The sequence below is a fragment of the Arthrobacter sp. P1_B3 genome, from assembly GCF_056406615.1.
The window spans coordinates 67624-83795 of record NZ_JBFTZV010000015.1 but is presented as its reverse complement, the minus strand read 5'-3'; the positions used below and the strand labels follow the sequence as shown (position 1 = coordinate 83795).

Sequence of the window (16172 nt, the reverse complement as noted above, 5' to 3'; positions counted from 1 at the left end):
GGGATTGTCGTGGGGGCGTCCGGTGCGCGTCAGCGGGACGGCCGGCCCATGGCCCGGACTGTCCATCCGGCCGAACGCCAATGGTCGATGTCCAGGGTGTTTCTGGCGTCGAGGATGCGGGGTGAGGTGACCAGGCCCAAGAGGTGGGTTGGGTCCAGCTGCCGGTACTGGGACCACTCAGTGAGGTGGACCGTGAGTTCGGCTCCTTCGAAGGCTTTGTCAGCTTCGTGGGTGTAGTTCAGCGTCGGATAGACGGCACGGGCGTTGTCCACCGCTTCCGGGTCGTGAACGCGGACGTGGGCCCCTTGGGCTTGCAGGGCTTTGGCGACCTTCAGCGCCTGGGAATCACGGACGTCGTCGCTGTTGGGTTTGAAGGCGGCACCCAGTACCGCGACGCGCCTGTTCATCAGCGATCCGCCGAGCATGTCCCGGGCCAGATCGACGGCGCTCGCCGGACGGCTGACGTTGATCCGGTCTACGCTCTTGAGGAAATCGAGGCTCTCGCCCACGCCCAACTCCTCTGCGCGGGCCATGAAGGCGCGGATGTCCTTGGGCAGGCAACCGCCGCCGAAGCCGACTCCCGGGGCGAGGAACCGGCTGCCGATCCGGGAATCGTGACCCAAGGCCGCCGCCAGGGGCATGATGTCAGCGCCGGCGGCCTCACAGATGTCTGCAATGGCGTTGATGAAGGAGATCTTGGTTGCGAGGAAGGCGTTGGCCGAGACCTTGACCAGTTCAGCAGTGGCCAGATCCGTGCTGATGAAGGGCGTCCCCGCCGCCAGCACGGGTGCGTACACGTCGCGAAGGATTGATTCGTCGTCGGCGGAGGTCACGCCGATGACCAGCCGATCCGGGTGCAAGGTGTCTTCGACGGCGAAGCCCTCCCGGAGGAACTCCGGGTTCCAGGCAACGTTTACCTGAGTCCCTGAGGGCGCCAACCGAGCGGCCATCTCGGACAATCTGGCTGCCGTTCCCACCGGCACCGTGGACTTTCCGACGAGCAGACACGGCTTTTTCAGATGGGGAGCAAGCCCTTGCACGACGGCGTCGACGAACCTCATGTCTGCGGCTGTGGAGTTGGGGGACTGTGGGGTTCCGACGCAGATGAAGTGAACGTCGCCAAAGCCGGCGGCCTCCTCCAGGGACGTCGAAAACTTCAGTCTTCCCGCGGCGATGTTCTCCCGCAGCAAGTCCTGCAGACCCGGTTCAAAGAAGGGCGTGAGGCCGCGGGAGAGTTGGTCGATCTTGGCGGCGTCAACGTCCACGCCCATCACATCGTGACCGAACGAAGCCATTCCGGCGGCGTGTACCGCACCCAGGTATCCCGTTCCAATGACGGTAATGCGCATAGTGAAGCTCCTTGTGGCAGGGGGTACTCAGCTTGTGAATAGAAAGGGGAGGCCCGCGAACGGCTAGCTCAGGCTGTTTTGGCCAGCGCCTCGGAATGGATGACGGATGTGGATCGGGCGCCTTCAAACTGGGCGCCGGCCACTGTCTCGGCGGCGGCACGCACCTCGAGCGGCTGCGATTGGAAGAAAGAGACCGTGCGGCGCAAGCCCACGCTGGTGGGGACCTGCGGCGTCCAGCCAAGCCGGGTTCCCGCGCGGCTGATGTCCGGCTGACGGCGGGTGGGATCGTCAATGGGCAGCCTGTGGAATTCGATGAAGGACTTGGATCCGGTAATCTCCAGGATTATTTCCGCCAGTTCCAGAACAGTGTGCTCCGCGGGATTTCCAAGATTAATGGGTCCGGGTTCGTCGCTCTGGAGCATGGCCACGATTCCGCGGACCAGATCATCCACATAGCAGAAACTGCGCGTTTGGGTGCCGTCTCCGTAGATAGTCAATGGTGCACCGTTGAGCGCCTGTGTGATGAAGCTGGACACCACCCGGCCGTCGCCGGGGCGCATGCGCGGTCCGAAGGTGTTGAAGATCCGAACAATGCCAACGTTTACGCCGCAGCTGCGCGCATATGCCATGGAGATGGCCTCAGCGAAGCGTTTTGCTTCGTCGTATACGCTGCGCGGGCCGATGGAATTGACGTTCCCCCAGTAATCTTCCGTTTGCGGGTGCACGGCCGGATCGCCGTACACTTCGGAAGTTGACGCCAGCACAAAGCGCGCGTCCTTTTTCAGGGCCAGCCGCAAGGCATGTTCCGTTCCACGGCTTCCCACTGCGAGTGTCTCCAGCGGTAGCCGGTGGTAATCGGGCGGTGAGGCCGGGCTGGCCAGGTGGGCGATGGCGTCCACGGGACCGTCAATCTCTATTCCCGTGCTGACGTCCGCATTGATAAAGGTGAACAGGGGATTGTCCTGGAACTGGTCAACGTTACTGAGTCTTCCGGTTGAAAGATCATCGACGCAAACAACCGTGGTTCCAGATTTCAGCAGCGCTTCACACAAATGGGACCCTAGGAAACCGGCACCCCCAGTGACGATAACTCGCATGTTAGTTCCTTACCGCTAACGGTTCGAATTGGTGAGCTTCATTGATATCGGCAGGAGTTTCCCTGGACGCGGTTGAACTATTTCTTGTGCCGCGTGAAGTGAAACCCTTATGACAACGAAGCTGAACGTCATCGAGAAATGAGACCGATCATCCCCAATGCACCGCGGGACCCGTTATTCCCCGCGATAACTCCAATAACCTGACAACTGCGAGCCTATGAACGGGATCACTCCCCAACACGAGTAGGCAGTACCCAAATTCAGGTAAGGCAATCCGAGGAACTACGTGGGCACACCTGCGCCGAGTACTCATATGGCCGTGGAGGCAGTACTTGGAGCAGGTAATTGGCTTCTCTATTTCGCGTAGCTTCGATGGCCCGCAACCGCCGGYCTGACGATCTTAGAGAGACGTCACGGCGCCCATCGCCGTCCCGCCACCAGCGTCGTGCAGTTGGCGGCTGTGGTACGCCGTAGGACAGACTGTTGCCGTGAGCAACTCTCCCCGGACGGGCCTCGCCGTCGCCGGACTCAGTCTCGGCACGTCGCTGAACCCGCTGAATTCCTCGATGATCGCCGTCGCCCTCGTGGTGCTGCGCGAGGACTTCGGGCTCGACGTCGCCACGGTCACCTGGGTGATCACCGCGTTCTACCTCACCTCCGCGGCTGGCCAGCCGCTCATGGGCCGGCTGGCGGACCGCTTCGGCCCGCGGCGGCTGTTCCTGCTGGGCATGGCACTGGTGGCCGTGACCTGCGCGCTCGCTCCCTTTGCCCCGAACTTCGCGCTGCTGTGCGTGGCGCGGGCTTTTATGGCCCTCGGCACCGCGACCGCCTACCCTAGCGCCGTCGTCATGGTCGCGGCGCTGGCCCGGGAGGCGAACGTGAAGTCCACGCGGCCGCTGGGCCGGATCCAGATGGCGAATACCTCGGCGGCTGCCGTCGGGCCCGTGGTGGGCGGCTTGCTGGTCTCCCTGGTGGGATGGCAGGCGCTGTTCCTGGTCAACGTCCCGCTCTCGCTGCTGGCAATCCTCGTTGTCCGGCGCTTTGCCCCGGCGGACAGTGCCCGGGAGCGCGGCCGGGTGTCGGAACTGGTGCGGGACTCGGACCTGCCCGGCATCGGGGCCTTCATCGGGGCCCTGGTGCTGGTGATGATGGCGCTGCTGAATGTCCTGCCCGCCTACCGGTGGTGGCTGCTTGGCGGAGGGCTGGTCCTCGCGGCGCTGTTCGCGTGGCGGGAGCTGCGGTTCAGCCCGCCCTTCCTGGACCTGCGGCTGCTGGGCCGCAACCGGCCGCTGCTGCTGGTCTACCTGGGCTTCGCGCTGTTCAACGGCGTCTACTACTTCGCCTTCTTCGGCCTGCCCCAGCTGCTGCAGACCGCCGGCGGATACGATCCCGGCGTCGTGGGCATCCTCATGCTGCCGCTCGCCGCGATTTCCGTGGTCGGGACGCCGTTCGCGGTCCGCGCGATCGACAGGTTCGGCGTGCGGCGGGTGCTGATCGCCGGCGTCGTGCTCCTCCTCGTCGCGTCGGCGGCGATGTGGCTGCTGACGGTGTCCCTCGCCGTTCCGCTGGTGCTGGCGCTGACCGCATTGCTGGGTGTGCCGTATTGCGTGGTCGCCATTTCCTCAAGCCAGGGCATGTACGTGTCCACCCGGCCGGAGGAGCGCGGGGTGGCCGCCGGGATCTTCCAGACCTGCCGCTACTTGGGCGCCATCACGGCCACCGTGCTGATCGGCATCTTCTACGGCAGCGGGGTGACCCAGGCGAACTGGGGTCTGATGGTATTCGTGATGCTGGGGCTGGGAGCGGTGGTGTTCATGGTGTCGCTGGCGTGGCGGGAGCGGCGGGCCTGAGGTCCTGCGGGCAGCCGGCGGCGGAGCTGGCCGCGGATGCGCGAGCCGTTGATGTGCCCTGGCCGGAGTGGGAAACTTGGGCTGCGGTCTCATCCACTTTTAAGGAGTCGGAAATGGCTGACGGGACTGGATTGATCAAACGGTTTTATACAGAGGTGATTGGGGACGGAAACCTGTCCCTCATCGATGAACTGGTGAGTGATGACTTTGTCGATCACGATCCCATGCCAGGACAATCGCCCGCCAAGGACGGGGTCGCGTTCTTCGTCAATACGATGCGGGCGGCCTTCCCGGATCTCAGGGCCAAGACCACCGAGCCTGTGCTGGTCGATGGCAATCTGGAGGCGCAATACGTGGTCCTGACCGGAACACATCAGGGAGACCTGATGGGCGTCGCGCCCAGCGGTCGCAGCGTCGAATTCAGCGGCGTTGACATCATCCGCATTGAAGGCGGCAAAGTCGTCGAGCACTGGGGAGCCACGGACACCATGACCCTCATGCAGCAGATCGGCGCCGTACCGGAGTAGGCAGCACCGAACTAAGCGGCAGCTAGGGGCCCTTCCGCGCGGAAGGGCCCCTAGCCGTCATGGTGTTTGTCGTGTCGCGGCTGGGCCGGGACCGGCGGTACTCAGGGCATCTTGACACCCTCGAAACCCCGGAATATCTTCTGCCTTAACGAGGCGTTTCGCCCAATCTCTACTGGAATCTCCACAGCAATTCTCGACGCTCCGCGCGGGCAGTTTCTGCCTGCCGAGGCGCCAGAAAAGGAGAGCCTCCTGGGGAATGGTCTGGGGGGATCTGGATTCGGTCTCTCGCCTACAAGGAGTCGGAAATGTCTGAAGGTGTTGGATTGATTGAGCGGTTTTACAAGGACGTCATTGAGAGCGGAAACCTCGCCCTCATTGATGAGCTGGCTGCGGACAGCTATGTGGATCACGAAGAGGGCCTCCCCGGGCAGCCGCCCGGCAAGGACGGCGTCAAGTACTTCGTGAACACAATGCGGACGGCTTTCCCGGACATCAAGGTTAAGGAGATCGAGCCCAAGGTGGCTGCCGGAAACCTGGAGGCGTGCCATGTGATTCTCACAGGAACGCATCGTGGCGAACTGGCCGGCATCCCGGCAACGGGCAAGAGCGTCGAATTCGATTGCACGGACATCATCCGTGTCGAGGAAGGCAAGGTGGCCGAGCACTGGGGCACCACGGACAACCTGAGCCTCATGCGGCAGATTGGCGCCGTGGCCGTTGCCTGAACAGGGCCTACGCACGCAGGGCCGACGCGCGCTCGCGGCCGGAAAGACCGCCGGCGGGCACAGAAAACAGGGCTGCCCACGTTTCATGGAAACGAGGACAGCCCTCCGTCCGCGGAGTTGGTCTGCGGAGAATTAATCGCGCAGCGCCCCCGGCGTTGTTCGGCGGCAGCCAGCCGTCGTCGTTTAGCTCGCGGTCGAGTATGCCTTCGGGAGCTTCAGGCCGCGCTCTTCCACGACGGTGCGCAGGCGGGTGGGGTAGTCGGTGATGATGCCGTCCACGCCGAGGTCCATCAGCCGTGTCATGTCCGCCGTGGTGTTGACGGTCCAGGGGATGACGGGCAGGCCCAGCTCGTGGGCTTCGGCGATCATCTCGGGGGTGACGGAGCGGAAGGTGGGGGAGACGACGTCGTACCCCTGGGCTGCCGTTGCCTTGGCGAGCGAACCGCCGTAGGTGTCGATGTCGATGCCGCCGAGGTTGGGGCTGGCGCCGGGCTGGCCGACCTCGAGCCAGGCGTCGCCGCTGGACAACGCGACGAGCGGCAGCTGCGGGGCGATCTTCTTGGTCAGGTTCAGCGAGGACCAGTCGAACGACTGCACGGTGCTGCGCTCGGCCATGCCGGCGGTGTAGATCTCCGTGACCAAGGCCTTGGTCAGGGCCACCATGCCCTCGCCGCCGGACCGGCCGTCCTCCACCTTGGTCTCGATGTTGAAGCGGACCTTCTTGGCGTCGACGTCGTGGACCAGCTGGAAGACGTCTTTGAGCTCTGCGATCCGGTTGCCCTCGATGACGTCCTGCTCCGGGTACCCCTTTAGCTGGGTGAACCCGCAGTCCAGGGTCTTGATCTGGGCGAGCGACAGTTCGGCTACCCGGTCGCCGACATACGGGAAAGCCGCGTCGCCGGGAGCCGCCGGCGCGGTGTCGCGGCACTTGTCCGCCTGGATGGTGTCGTCATGCCAGACGATGACCTTGCCGTCGGAAGTCAGGTGGGTGTCCAGTTCCAGCGTGGTCACGCCGAGCTTCAGCGAGTTGGCGAATGCGGCCAGGGATTCCTCGGTCCACTCGCCGCGGCCCCCGCGGTGGGACTGCAGGTCAAAGGAGCCGTCGCTCTCGTTGGTCTTGATACCGGCTGTTGCCTCTGCGGCAACGGTTTCGGCAGAGTTCGACGACGGCGGGCCGGCTTCGGGGTTGGAAGCGGCGACGGCGGGGCTCGCCAACGAGGCGATGAGCGCGGCGGCGGCCGCTGCAATCAGGGGTGTGCGCATGGTGATGGTTTCCTCCTGGGTGACGGTTACCGGCGTTGTGCCGGCGACCCGACCACCGTAGGGAGGTGAGATGGACTGTGGTGTGCGGGGAGCTGGACCGCGGGTGAACACACAATGATGCGAGAGATGCACGGGTGGGCCCGCACCTTGGTGTTGCCAAACAGATCCGAGAAGATCACAGTGAAGTACGTCACATCGAGGCCGGGGGGCCGGCCGCGGCTCTCAGGGCCGTGTATCCGCGGTGGAGGTCAACCATGAGCACCACGTCCGACAAAGTCTTCGATGCCACTCCCGAGGGTGACGAACCCACGCTTAAACGGGTCCTTGGACCCAAGCTCCTGCTCCTGTTCATCGTCGGTGACATCCTCGGCGCCGGCGTCTACGCCGTCACCGGAACCATGGCCGGCACGGTGGGCGGCATCGTCTGGCTGCCGTTCCTGCTCGCTTTCGTCGTCGCGACCCTGACCGCATTCTCCTACCTGGAGCTGGTCACCCAATACCCCCAGGCAGCCGGCGCGGCGCTCTACACTCACAAGGCGTTCGGGATCCACTTCGTCACCTTCCTGGTCGCGTTCGCCGTCGTCTGCTCCGGCATCACCAGCGCCTCCACGTCTGCGAACGTCCTTGCCCAGAACTTCTTTGGAGGCCTGGCGATCAACGGCTGGATGGACATGCCCGGTAGGGAGGTGATCACCGCGGTTGCGTTGGGCTTTATGCTGCTGCTGGCGGCTATCAACCTGCGCGGCGTGGGCGAGAGCGTGAAGTTCAACGTTGTGCTCACCCTGGTCGAGGTGATCGCCCTGTGCATCGTGATCGGGGTCGGCTTCTACGTGATGGCCCAGGGAACAGGGAATCCCGCAGAGATCACCGTCTTCACCGACCACCAGGACAAGGGCCTGTTCCTGGCAGTCACGGCGGCCACGTCCATCGCGTTCTTTGCGATGGTCGGCTTTGAGGACTCCGTGAACATGGTCGAGGAAACGCAGAACCCCGAGCGGATCTTCCCGCGGACCATGCTGACCGGTCTCGGCATCGCCGTGATCCTCTACATGCTCGTGGCCGTTTCCGTGGTCAGCGTGCTCACGCCCACTGAACTCGAAGGGATCAGGGAGGCCGAAGGCGCCGCGCTCCTTGAGGTGGTGCACAAGGGGTCACCGGACTTCCCCATCGACAAGGTGTTCCCGTTCCTCGCGGTCTTCGCCGTGGCCAACACCGCCTTGATCAACATGCTGATGGCCAGCCGTCTGATCTACGGCATGGCCCGCCAGGACGTCCTGCCGCGGCCGCTGGGACGGGTGCTCCCCGGACGCCGGACGCCATGGGCCGGGATCCTGTTTTCCACCGTCCTTGCGCTGGGGCTGATCTGGTACGTCACCAGCGACCCGGAGAGCAATGTCGTGGCGAACCTCTCCGGCACTACGGCGTTCCTGCTGCTGTGCGTGTTCACCCTGGTGAACGTGGCCTGCGTTGTCCTCCGCGGCAAGAGGGACCCCAACCGCGAGGTGTTCTTCACCTCGCCGGGGCCGATGCCGATCGTCGCGGCCCTGCTGTGCGCCTTCCTCGCCGGACCATGGGTGGGCCGGCCCGTTATCCAGTACCAGATCGCCGGGGGACTGATGGCGATCGGCGTCGTGCTGTGGTTCATCACCTGGCTGATCAACAAGAGGACCAACACCAGGGCGGGCGAGCCGGTCGGCATGCAGAACATCGGCAAGGGCGATCAGGTCCCGCCGCCGCCACCCGGCCACTGACCACGTGGCGGACTGTGTGGCGGCCTGCGTGCGAGCCAGGTGCGCCATCCGGCCCTCATTTTCTAGGCGAGGGCGTCAGTAACCAAGCGCAGCTTCTCAAACGACTCAGTCCAGCCGCCGCGGTGCAGTTCAAGGCGTTCGTCCGTCAGGAACGGTCCCTGCGAGAGCACCAGGCGCGTGCCTTTGCCGGTACTCCCGAGCGAGAGATCGACGACGGTTTCCCGGTCGTCTGGCGTCGGTTCCTCCCAGCGGAATGTGTACACCAGATGCCAAGGCGGGTCGATTTCCAGGAACTCGCCTGAGAGGTGGAAGGGCTCGCCGTCGGGCGGCTTCATGGCGAATCGGTAGCGGCCGCCTTCGGCGAGGTTGAGTTCCGCCTCGGGAATGGTGAAGCCGCGCGGGCCCCACCACTTCACCAGTTCGGCCGGTTCCGTCAGCATCCTGAAGACTTCTTCCGGGGGAGCGGCGAGCGTGCACTCCAGGTTCAGGACCAGCCCGCCAGTTTGCTCATTCCCGATTGCCTCATTCCCCGATGACTCGTTCATTGTTCAACTCTGGCATCCTGCGGACGGTGGCGGAAGCGGATTGGGCTGGCAGCGGGCTGTCACGTCGGGAGCGTACGCAGAACAAATATTTGTCGATTGACTTTCGATAGTTAATGACCGAAACTCGATGCATGCAATTTACTCGCTTGGCAGTCATCGCCCTTCGGATCGTCCTGGTTGTGGCGTTCCTCCTGTTGGTCCTGTTCCAAGTCATGTCCCTCCCCGGGCAGTTCGCCCACATGGCGCAGGAGAATCCAGAGCGCGCTTCCCTGCAATGGCCGCTCACCATCTTCTCGATCCTGGAAGTTGCTTGCGTCCAGGTGATGATCGTGAGCACCTGGAAGTTGCTGACCATGGTCAAGGTCGGCAGCATCTCCAGTAACGAGGCACTGCGGTGGGTGGACGCGATCGTCTGGGCCATCGCCGCCGGATGGACCATGCTGGCGGCACTGTCCGCCTCCGTGGTCCTTAACGCGGATGACCCTGGCCTGCCGCTCCTGCTGTTCCTGCTGCTGGTGGCCGGCGCCGCGCTGGGCCTTGTGGTGGTAGTGCTGCGCGCGCTGCTCCGGCAGGCCACGGACCTCCGCACCGACATGGAAGCGGTGATCTGATGCCCATCGTGGTGCGCATCGACGTCGAACTGGCCAAACAAAAGATGAGCGTGGGGGAGTTCGCCGAACGCGTGGGACTCACCCCGGCGAACGTGGCGGTGCTGAAAAACGGCCGGGCAAAGGCTGTCCGCTTCAGCACCCTGGAAGCAATGTGCCGGGTCCTGAAGTGCCAGCCGGGTGACCTGCTGGAGTTCGTCGAGGAGTGATCGGGTGACCTGTGACGGCGGGCGTCCTCACAGGGTGCCAGTGAAACCGACCTCTGCCCGGCAGGTCGTGGAACTGCGTCGCTTCCGGGTAGTCAAGGACCCGGAAAAGGTCTTGTGCGCCGGGAAAGCCATGGTCCTAAATGCTCCTAGTCGTCACCCTCACACATGCGTAGAATCCACAATGTCCCTACTCGGATTCACCCGCGCTGGGCGTTGCGGGGACACGATGCCCAGGACGAGAAAGCGGTCAGTCAAACACCGATGGGCCTGATCGCAGAAATCAGGAGCACGCGATGAAAACAGTTCGAAACGTCGCAGCGGGCGCAGCATTAACGGCCGTTCTCGCCGGCGGCGGCATGTATCTCGCAATGGCCGCTCCGGACGGCGCGGCGACCTCCACCACACCGTCCGCTTCCCAGCACAAGGGCAGCCATCAATCCAACGGCATCACCGAGCAGCTGCTAACAGGTGACACTGCCGCACGTGTGGAAGCGGCAGTGACGGACGCCAACCCCGGGGCGACCGTCGTCCGTGTCGAAACCGATGCGGAGGGGGCTGCCTACGAGGCCCATATCCGGAAGGCCGACGGGACATCAGCGACAGTGAAATTGGACGCCTCGTTCAACGTCACGGGCACCGAAACCGGCAAACAACGCTAAGAACAGCGTGAACGCCCGCCGACCGCGGAGGGCAGGGCTGGCAGCCCTGCCGAGAGATCGGGACCCATCGTAAGGCTGGGTCCCGGCGCTGTTATGCCGTTCCGTCCTGGCGTAGGTGCGGACGCCAGTAAGCTGCACGGCATTGATCGGATCCGGATCCTGAGTAGCATTGCAGGCACTTTCAAGCTGAGGAGCGTCATGGACAGGTCCGATGATACGAACGCGCCGGCCACCGGCGTACAGGGCAGGGCGTACAAACTTGCAGCCGACGAGGGGACCGCCCTGTGGTTCACGAATGCATTGGTCTTGGTCAAGGCAGGCGGCCCGGAGACGAAGCAGCGGCTGACCATTACGGAGATTCTGCATCCGGCTGGCTACGCGCCACCGATGCACCGGCATCTGGTTGAGGATGAATCCTTCTACGTTATTTCGGGCACGGCTCTGTTCGAGAGCGACGGGCAGCGCTTCACCGTGCAAAAGGGCGATTTCGTCTTTCTTCCCCAAGGTTCCACCCACACATTTCTTGCCGGGCCGGAAGAGGCCTTCCGCAGCCTCGTGATCACCGTGCCGGCCGGCTTTGAAACTTTCGCCGCCGAGGCAGGAGCGCCGGCAGGCCGCAGGGAACTGCCGGAACCTGCACCCATCGACGGCGAGGCACTAAACGCGATCGCTGCACGCCACAACATCGAGATCATCGGGCCGCCGCTCACCACCTGACAACGGCGAGATTGTCCCCGACCTTGAATTCGACAACGACTTCCCGACAACTGCGTTATGCCGCCAGCCCGCTCGGTACCTCCGCTGCGTGCTGCGGAGCCCGGGTGGCGGCCAGCCGCTTCGCCAGGTATTTGGCGTCCCGGCACACGCCGGGGAGGGTTTCAGATGCTGCGGCGAAGATGAGGTCTTTCCCCAGGAGGTACAGGCCCGGCAGGGCATCCACGATCCCGCGGTGCTGCTGCTCCCGCCAGTTCGCGGGCAGGGCCGGGATGTCCAGCCATGGGTAGGCCTCGGTGAAGCCGGTGCACCAGATGACGTTCGCCACTGGAAGGCTCTGGCCGTCGTCGAGTATTACTTCGCCGTCCTGGACTCCGGTGACCCGCGGCACCAGGTGGACGCCGGCGGCGCTGAGGTCCGCGAGCTTGGTGCGGATCAGCGGTGTAGCCATGGCAGCCATCTTGGGCAGCACCTTGCGCCCGACCGGTGTGTTGGTGTTCAGCACGTGCATCCCGGCGAAGCGGACCACCGGGATGAAGAAGCGGGCCGCGGTCCGGCCGTGCCGGAACGGGATCTCGGCACTCGGCTTGCCGGCCAGCCAGGTTTCATGGGTGCGGCTGGTCTCCAGGGCGATCTCCGCTCCGGAGTTGCCCACCCCCACTACCAGGACGGGACCGGGCTTGAGCTGGGCCGGGTTCTTGTAGCTGTGGGAGTGGATCTGCACGACGTCGGACGGCAGTTCAGCCGCAAAGCCCGGCGTCTTGGGCAGCTGGCAGGCGCCGGTGGCGAGGACGACGTTCGCCGCCGTCCAGCGCTGCGCGCCGGCCATGACGTGGAACCGCTGCCCGTCGTGGCTCAGCCGGGTGACGGCCGTGTTGGGCCGGACCGGCAGGTGGAACCGGGCGGCGTAGTCCTCCAGATAGTCCGCCTGCTCGTCCTTGGTGGGGAAGGCGAGGCGGTCGCCGGGGAAGGGCCGGCCGGGCAGACCGTTGTACTTGGCGGGGGTGAACAGGCGCAGCGAGTCCCAGCGGCTCCGCCACGCGTCGCCAACCCGTGTGCCGGCGTCGAGAATGACAAAGTTCCGGTGCTGCTGCGCCAGGTAGTAGCCCAGCGCCAGGCCGGACTGTCCGGCACCGATGATGACGGTGTCGACGGCGCCAATGCCGACTATGCCAGTGCCGACGGCGCCGCGGGTGTCAGTTGCTGGGGTGGTGTTCATGGTGGTCCCTTCTTGGTGTTGCATGTGCAGTGGGGTGGTTATGAACGTTGTGACTGCTGTGGCGCCGGGTGGCCGGCGGGTCCGGACCGGAAGCTCAGGTACCAGATGAGCAGCAGCGCGGAGGCGACGACGTAGAAGGAGTGCAATAGCCAGATCGGCCCCGGAGGGAGGCTGAAGACGTACACGGAGTGCACTGCGTTGGCGACGTTGCTCAGCGCGAGGTAGCCGAGGCTGTAGGAGTCAAGATCCCTCGTGCGTAGTGCCTTGAGCAGCATGGGCAAGTAGCTCACCGCGAAGAGGCCGGTGGAAACCATTCCTGCGAGCACTGAAACGTTCATGCCATTAACGCTATTTTTCGCCGCATCGCGGCGAATCGGGCGAATCACCCATTTCCCGGGGAGAAATCCGGCGGGCGGGGAATGGGTAGTTTTATGCAGGGCGGGAGGTCAGGGCGAGTCCGTGCTGGTAGGCGTAGGCCGTGACCGCGGCTCGGGAGGTCAGGCCCAACTTGGTGAAGATATTGCTCAGGTGCCGGGCCACCGTTTTTTCGCTGATGAACAGCTCGGAAGCAATGTTTCGGTTGCTCAGACCGGTGGAGACGAGCTGGACCACTTCGGTTTCGCGTGCGGTGAGCGGCCCGGCGGCGGCGGCGTGATGAACGTCGTTCCCGGTGGTTGGCGCCGGGGCTGTCCGGGCGTCCGGCGCGACGGGCACCGATTGCTCAAGCTCCGAGAGCGCCGGCGCGGCGCGCAGCTCGGAAAATACTGCCCGGGCCGCCTCAAGTTCCAGCCGGGCGGATTCCTCATCGCCGAGCGCGGCGCACAGCCTGGCCAGGAGGGCGCGGCAGCGGGCCGCTTCGAACGGTGCGTCGAGGCTGAGCCAGCGGGACCACGCGCGGCGAAGCGGGACCAGGGCAGCCTGAAGGTCGCCTTCGTGGAACAGGACAGAGGCCTCGGACTGCTCGGCGAGGGCGTGCAGCAGGGGCATGTCGATCGAGGCGCAGAGCGAAGCCAGTTCCTCCGCGGCAGCCCGTGCTGCCCGTGCGTCGCGTGCTGCCAGTTCGATTTCCACCCGGGCGGCGAGCATCTGGCGCCGGTACGTGGGGTCGGCGCCGTCCATAGCCTGCCGGAGCAGGGACTGGGCCTGGTCCGGCTTGCCCTGGGCCAGACGCAGGAGCGCCAGCCCGGGCTGCGGGGGGAAACCGGTCTCCTGAGCGTGCAGGTAGGAGGCCTCGGCGGCGTCGAAGTCGCCCCGGAGCCGTTGGATTTCGCCCTGTTCGTAGAAGCCGCCGTAGGTGGCCAGCAGGTCGCCGCGGAAGGCGAGGTCCTGCGCCATCTGGGCCGCGTCGATCGCCTCGGTCCAGGCGCCGTGCAGCCGGTACAGCTCGGCCCGGTGCATCTGGCATTGGCCGCTGAAGGCCACCAGGTTCTGCTGCGCGTCGCACCACCGGTCCAGCGCCCGTGTCCACTCGTGGGCACGGCGCAGGTCGAAGGCCAGAAGGCAGGTTCCGATCACTGCGCAGTAGATGATCCCGGCCGGGACCGGCGAGATCTCCCCCACGGTGACGGCGACCATGGCTTCGTCGAGCAGGGCCAGGCCGTCCTCGAGCCGGCCCAGCATGATCCTTGCCTGCCCGAGACCCAGCAAACCGAGGGCCGCCGCGTCAGCGTCGCCACGTTCCCGTCCGAGGTCAGCGGCCCGGGTGAAGGCCTCCGCGGCGGCGGCGCCGTCGCCTCGGTAGAGGGCGCCCAGCCCGGCAGGGACGAACAGCATGCCCTCGAAGGGGCAGGGCTCGGGCAGGTCCTCGACGATCCGGTGGGCACGGGCGAGCCAGCCGGCGCTGCGGGCCGCCTCGCCCAGCAGCATGAGGTTCAACCCGGACCAGGCGGCGCAGCGGGCGGCGGCGTCGTAGTCGCCTTCGGCGAGGTACTTCAGGTGCGCCCGGGCCAGGATGTCCACTCCCTCGGAGCCCCGGCCGGTGAGGATGACGGAGGTGGCCAGCTGTTCCAGATCGCTGGGCGGCAGTTCGGCGTCGTGGTCGGCAGCGGTGTACTGCCCTACGGCGTCCGGCCAGCGCCGTTCGGCATAGGCCTCCCGGCCGTGTGCGAGTGTAGACATCGCGCCTCCACGTTCCCGGTGGCGGGTCTGAGCCGGTGGGCGCTGCCCGGCCCGGCACTCGCGGAACCGGTGGTGGGCGGCGCGGCCCGTCATCTGCTTTTCAGGCTACCGCCGGGGTTAAGGGGCGGCAAGGTGCGGGGACCCGTCGGGTGATGCAGTTGCCCTCGGGCTCCAAGCCCGGTGAGGTCATCGCGGCCATGGGCCCGGTGGCGAATTCTCAGGGCATACTGCTGGCCGTGATCCTGGAGCCATAAATCCGCCGCGCTTCCATAGAGGATCGGGAGGACAATTGTGCGTAGTGAACCAGGTCCAGGCGTTCAGCCAGGGCCTTCAACGGGAGAGCTGACATGGATGATTTCGTCGCTTACCTTGATACTTCGGAGGTCCGCTCCGGCAAACTTGAGGAACTCAAGACAGCCATGGCAGAACTCGCCGCGTTCGTTGAACAGAATGAGCCTCGGATCATCTCCTACAGCGTCTGTTTCTCAGAGGACGGCTCCACCATGAGTGTCCTCCATTTCCATCCTGATCTGGCCTCGTTGGAGTTCCACATGAAAGTGGCGGGGCCTAAGTTCCCGCCAGTTGCGCCGCTTATCAAGATGAAGTCGATCGAAATCTTCGGCCGCCCAAGCGAGGACCTCGTGGCGCCAACTTCGAGAGAAGGCACAGCTCCTCGGCACCGGATCCGTCATTGTCCGTGACGTTCACGCCGGCTTCGCCCGTTTTACCCGCGGCCAGCTTTCTTTGCCGTATGCCGGTTCCTGACCGGACATATCAGGAATCTCATTTCCAAGGTTCTCTCGCTGAACTCCACACCACTGTTCGCGGGAACCGGCCACAGGTTAGCAAGTGCAAGTGCCGGCATCAGCGAGACGCCACTCCGGGCTGAGCGCGAGGACCTCGTTGGGGGCCGGCATATGACCTTTCAACCGGATGCCGTGCACCCTGTTTCAGCAGACCCAAATCGGTCCATAATGTCCACATAACTTCGGGAACCCCTCACGCTGGTGATAGGTGGCGCGGCGTTGAAGAGTCCCAAGTGGCTGCCCCGGCTCGGCGCAAGGGGCGGTCACGGGCTCCGGACAAGGATTCCGGGGACCGAAACCGGGGGGAGCATCGCCATCACTGCGGTCATCGACGCACTGAAGGGAATCATCATGCTCAAGGATTCAAACATCATCGCTGTCCTCCCCGCGAAGGACATCAACAGGGCGAAGGAGTACTACCGGGACAAGCTGGGAATGGAACCCTCCGAATCCATGGAGGAAGGCAGCGTCATGTACAGCTGCGGCCAAGGAACGCGCTTCCTCGTTTACCAGACAGACAATGCCGGGTCAGCCAAGAACACCCAGATGGGCTGGGAAACGGACAATCTCGAACGCGAGATGGAGGAACTGCGAGGCCGCGGCGTCGTCTTTGAAGATTACGATTTTCCCGGCCTGAAGACGGAGAACGGCATTGCCACCGCTGACTGGGGGAAGGCAGCCTGGTTCCTGGACAGCGAGGGCAACATCATCAACATCTCCCAGCGCGCGTAG

Annotated in this window: 17 protein-coding genes; 10 read left to right on the top strand and 7 right to left on the bottom strand. The window is 64.7% G+C overall.

The window, feature by feature from the left end; translation table 11 throughout:
• Window positions 1–29 precede the first annotated feature (29 nt).
• Window positions 30–1349, bottom strand: a complete 1320-nt coding sequence (locus tag AC1D2F_RS15745) for a UDP-glucose dehydrogenase family protein (protein ID WP_476967132.1) — start codon at window positions 1347–1349, stop codon at window positions 30–32.
• A gap of 68 nt (window positions 1350–1417) precedes the next feature.
• Window positions 1418–2446: a UDP-glucuronic acid decarboxylase family protein gene (locus tag AC1D2F_RS15740; RefSeq protein ID WP_476967131.1), complete on the bottom strand. Its 1029-nt coding sequence runs from the start codon at window positions 2444–2446 to the stop codon at window positions 1418–1420.
• 488 nt (window positions 2447–2934) lie between these two features.
• Here AC1D2F_RS15740 and AC1D2F_RS15735 point away from each other — a divergent pair, with 488 nt between their 5' ends.
• The 3 genes from AC1D2F_RS15735 (at window position 2935) to AC1D2F_RS15725 (ending at window position 5548) form a co-directional block, all read left to right on the top strand.
• Window positions 2935–4296: an MFS transporter gene (locus AC1D2F_RS15735; RefSeq protein WP_476967130.1), complete on the top strand. Its 1362-nt coding sequence runs from the start codon at window positions 2935–2937 to the stop codon at window positions 4294–4296.
• Between the two features lie 113 nt (window positions 4297–4409).
• Window positions 4410–4823, top strand: coding sequence for an ester cyclase (locus tag AC1D2F_RS15730; protein ID WP_476967129.1), 414 nt, complete (start codon window positions 4410–4412; stop codon window positions 4821–4823).
• A gap of 305 nt (window positions 4824–5128) precedes the next feature.
• On the top strand, window positions 5129–5548 hold the full coding sequence (locus AC1D2F_RS15725; RefSeq protein ID WP_364747732.1) for an ester cyclase: 420 nt from the start codon (window positions 5129–5131) through the stop codon (window positions 5546–5548).
• Between the two features lie 183 nt (window positions 5549–5731).
• Here the strand turns inward: AC1D2F_RS15725 and AC1D2F_RS15720 are convergent, their stop codons facing one another.
• Window positions 5732–6811, bottom strand: a complete 1080-nt coding sequence (locus tag AC1D2F_RS15720) for a glycerophosphodiester phosphodiesterase family protein (RefSeq protein ID WP_476967128.1) — start codon at window positions 6809–6811, stop codon at window positions 5732–5734.
• 254 nt (window positions 6812–7065) lie between these two features.
• Here AC1D2F_RS15720 and AC1D2F_RS15715 point away from each other — a divergent pair, with 254 nt between their 5' ends.
• The gene (locus AC1D2F_RS15715; protein WP_476967127.1) at window positions 7066–8562 is read left to right on the top strand and encodes an APC family permease; all 1497 of its coding nucleotides are present in this window, start codon (window positions 7066–7068) and stop codon (window positions 8560–8562) included.
• A gap of 62 nt (window positions 8563–8624) precedes the next feature.
• Here the strand turns inward: AC1D2F_RS15715 and AC1D2F_RS15710 are convergent, their stop codons facing one another.
• A complete protein-coding gene (locus AC1D2F_RS15710; protein ID WP_476967126.1) occupies window positions 8625–9107 on the bottom strand; it encodes an SRPBCC family protein in 483 nt (160 codons plus the stop codon).
• Between the two features lie 131 nt (window positions 9108–9238).
• On the opposite strand from AC1D2F_RS15710, the gene AC1D2F_RS15705 reads away from it, so the two are divergent.
• The 4 genes from AC1D2F_RS15705 to AC1D2F_RS15690 all read left to right on the top strand — a co-directional run bounded on the left by AC1D2F_RS15705 (window position 9239) and on the right by AC1D2F_RS15690 (window position 11300).
• Complete coding sequence (locus tag AC1D2F_RS15705) at window positions 9239–9718, top strand: DUF2975 domain-containing protein (RefSeq protein WP_476967125.1); 480 nt, start codon at window positions 9239–9241, stop codon at window positions 9716–9718.
• Window positions 9718–9924 carry a helix-turn-helix domain-containing protein gene (locus tag AC1D2F_RS15700; RefSeq protein ID WP_090955828.1) on the top strand — a complete coding sequence of 69 codons (207 nt, stop codon included), beginning with the start codon at window positions 9718–9720 and terminating at the stop codon, window positions 9922–9924. The genes AC1D2F_RS15705 and AC1D2F_RS15700 overlap by 1 nt, the downstream gene beginning before the upstream one ends.
• A gap of 293 nt (window positions 9925–10217) precedes the next feature.
• Complete coding sequence (locus AC1D2F_RS15695; RefSeq protein ID WP_476967124.1) at window positions 10218–10583, top strand: hypothetical protein; 366 nt, start codon at window positions 10218–10220, stop codon at window positions 10581–10583.
• 93 nt (window positions 10584–10676) lie between these two features.
• Complete coding sequence (locus AC1D2F_RS15690) at window positions 10677–11300, top strand: cupin domain-containing protein (RefSeq protein ID WP_476967123.1); 624 nt, start codon at window positions 10677–10679, stop codon at window positions 11298–11300.
• Window positions 11301–11355: 55 nt separating this feature from the next.
• Here the strand turns inward: AC1D2F_RS15690 and AC1D2F_RS15685 are convergent, their stop codons facing one another.
• From AC1D2F_RS15685 to AC1D2F_RS15675, 3 genes are all read right to left on the bottom strand, one after another.
• Entirely contained in the window at window positions 11356–12516 is a 1161-nt protein-coding gene (locus tag AC1D2F_RS15685; protein WP_476967122.1) for a flavin-containing monooxygenase, read from the bottom strand.
• A gap of 38 nt (window positions 12517–12554) precedes the next feature.
• A complete protein-coding gene (locus AC1D2F_RS15680; protein WP_229993902.1) occupies window positions 12555–12854 on the bottom strand; it encodes a hypothetical protein in 300 nt (99 codons plus the stop codon).
• 91 nt (window positions 12855–12945) lie between these two features.
• Window positions 12946–14634, bottom strand: coding sequence for a helix-turn-helix transcriptional regulator (locus AC1D2F_RS15675; protein ID WP_364747746.1), 1689 nt, complete (start codon window positions 14632–14634; stop codon window positions 12946–12948).
• Between the two features lie 347 nt (window positions 14635–14981).
• On the opposite strand from AC1D2F_RS15675, the gene AC1D2F_RS15670 reads away from it, so the two are divergent.
• Together AC1D2F_RS15670 and AC1D2F_RS15665 are read left to right on the top strand one after the other, a co-directional pair.
• Window positions 14982–15335, top strand: a complete 354-nt coding sequence (locus AC1D2F_RS15670) for a hypothetical protein (RefSeq protein WP_476967121.1) — start codon at window positions 14982–14984, stop codon at window positions 15333–15335.
• Window positions 15336–15791: 456 nt separating this feature from the next.
• Complete coding sequence (locus AC1D2F_RS15665) at window positions 15792–16172, top strand: VOC family protein (protein ID WP_229993916.1); 381 nt, start codon at window positions 15792–15794, stop codon at window positions 16170–16172.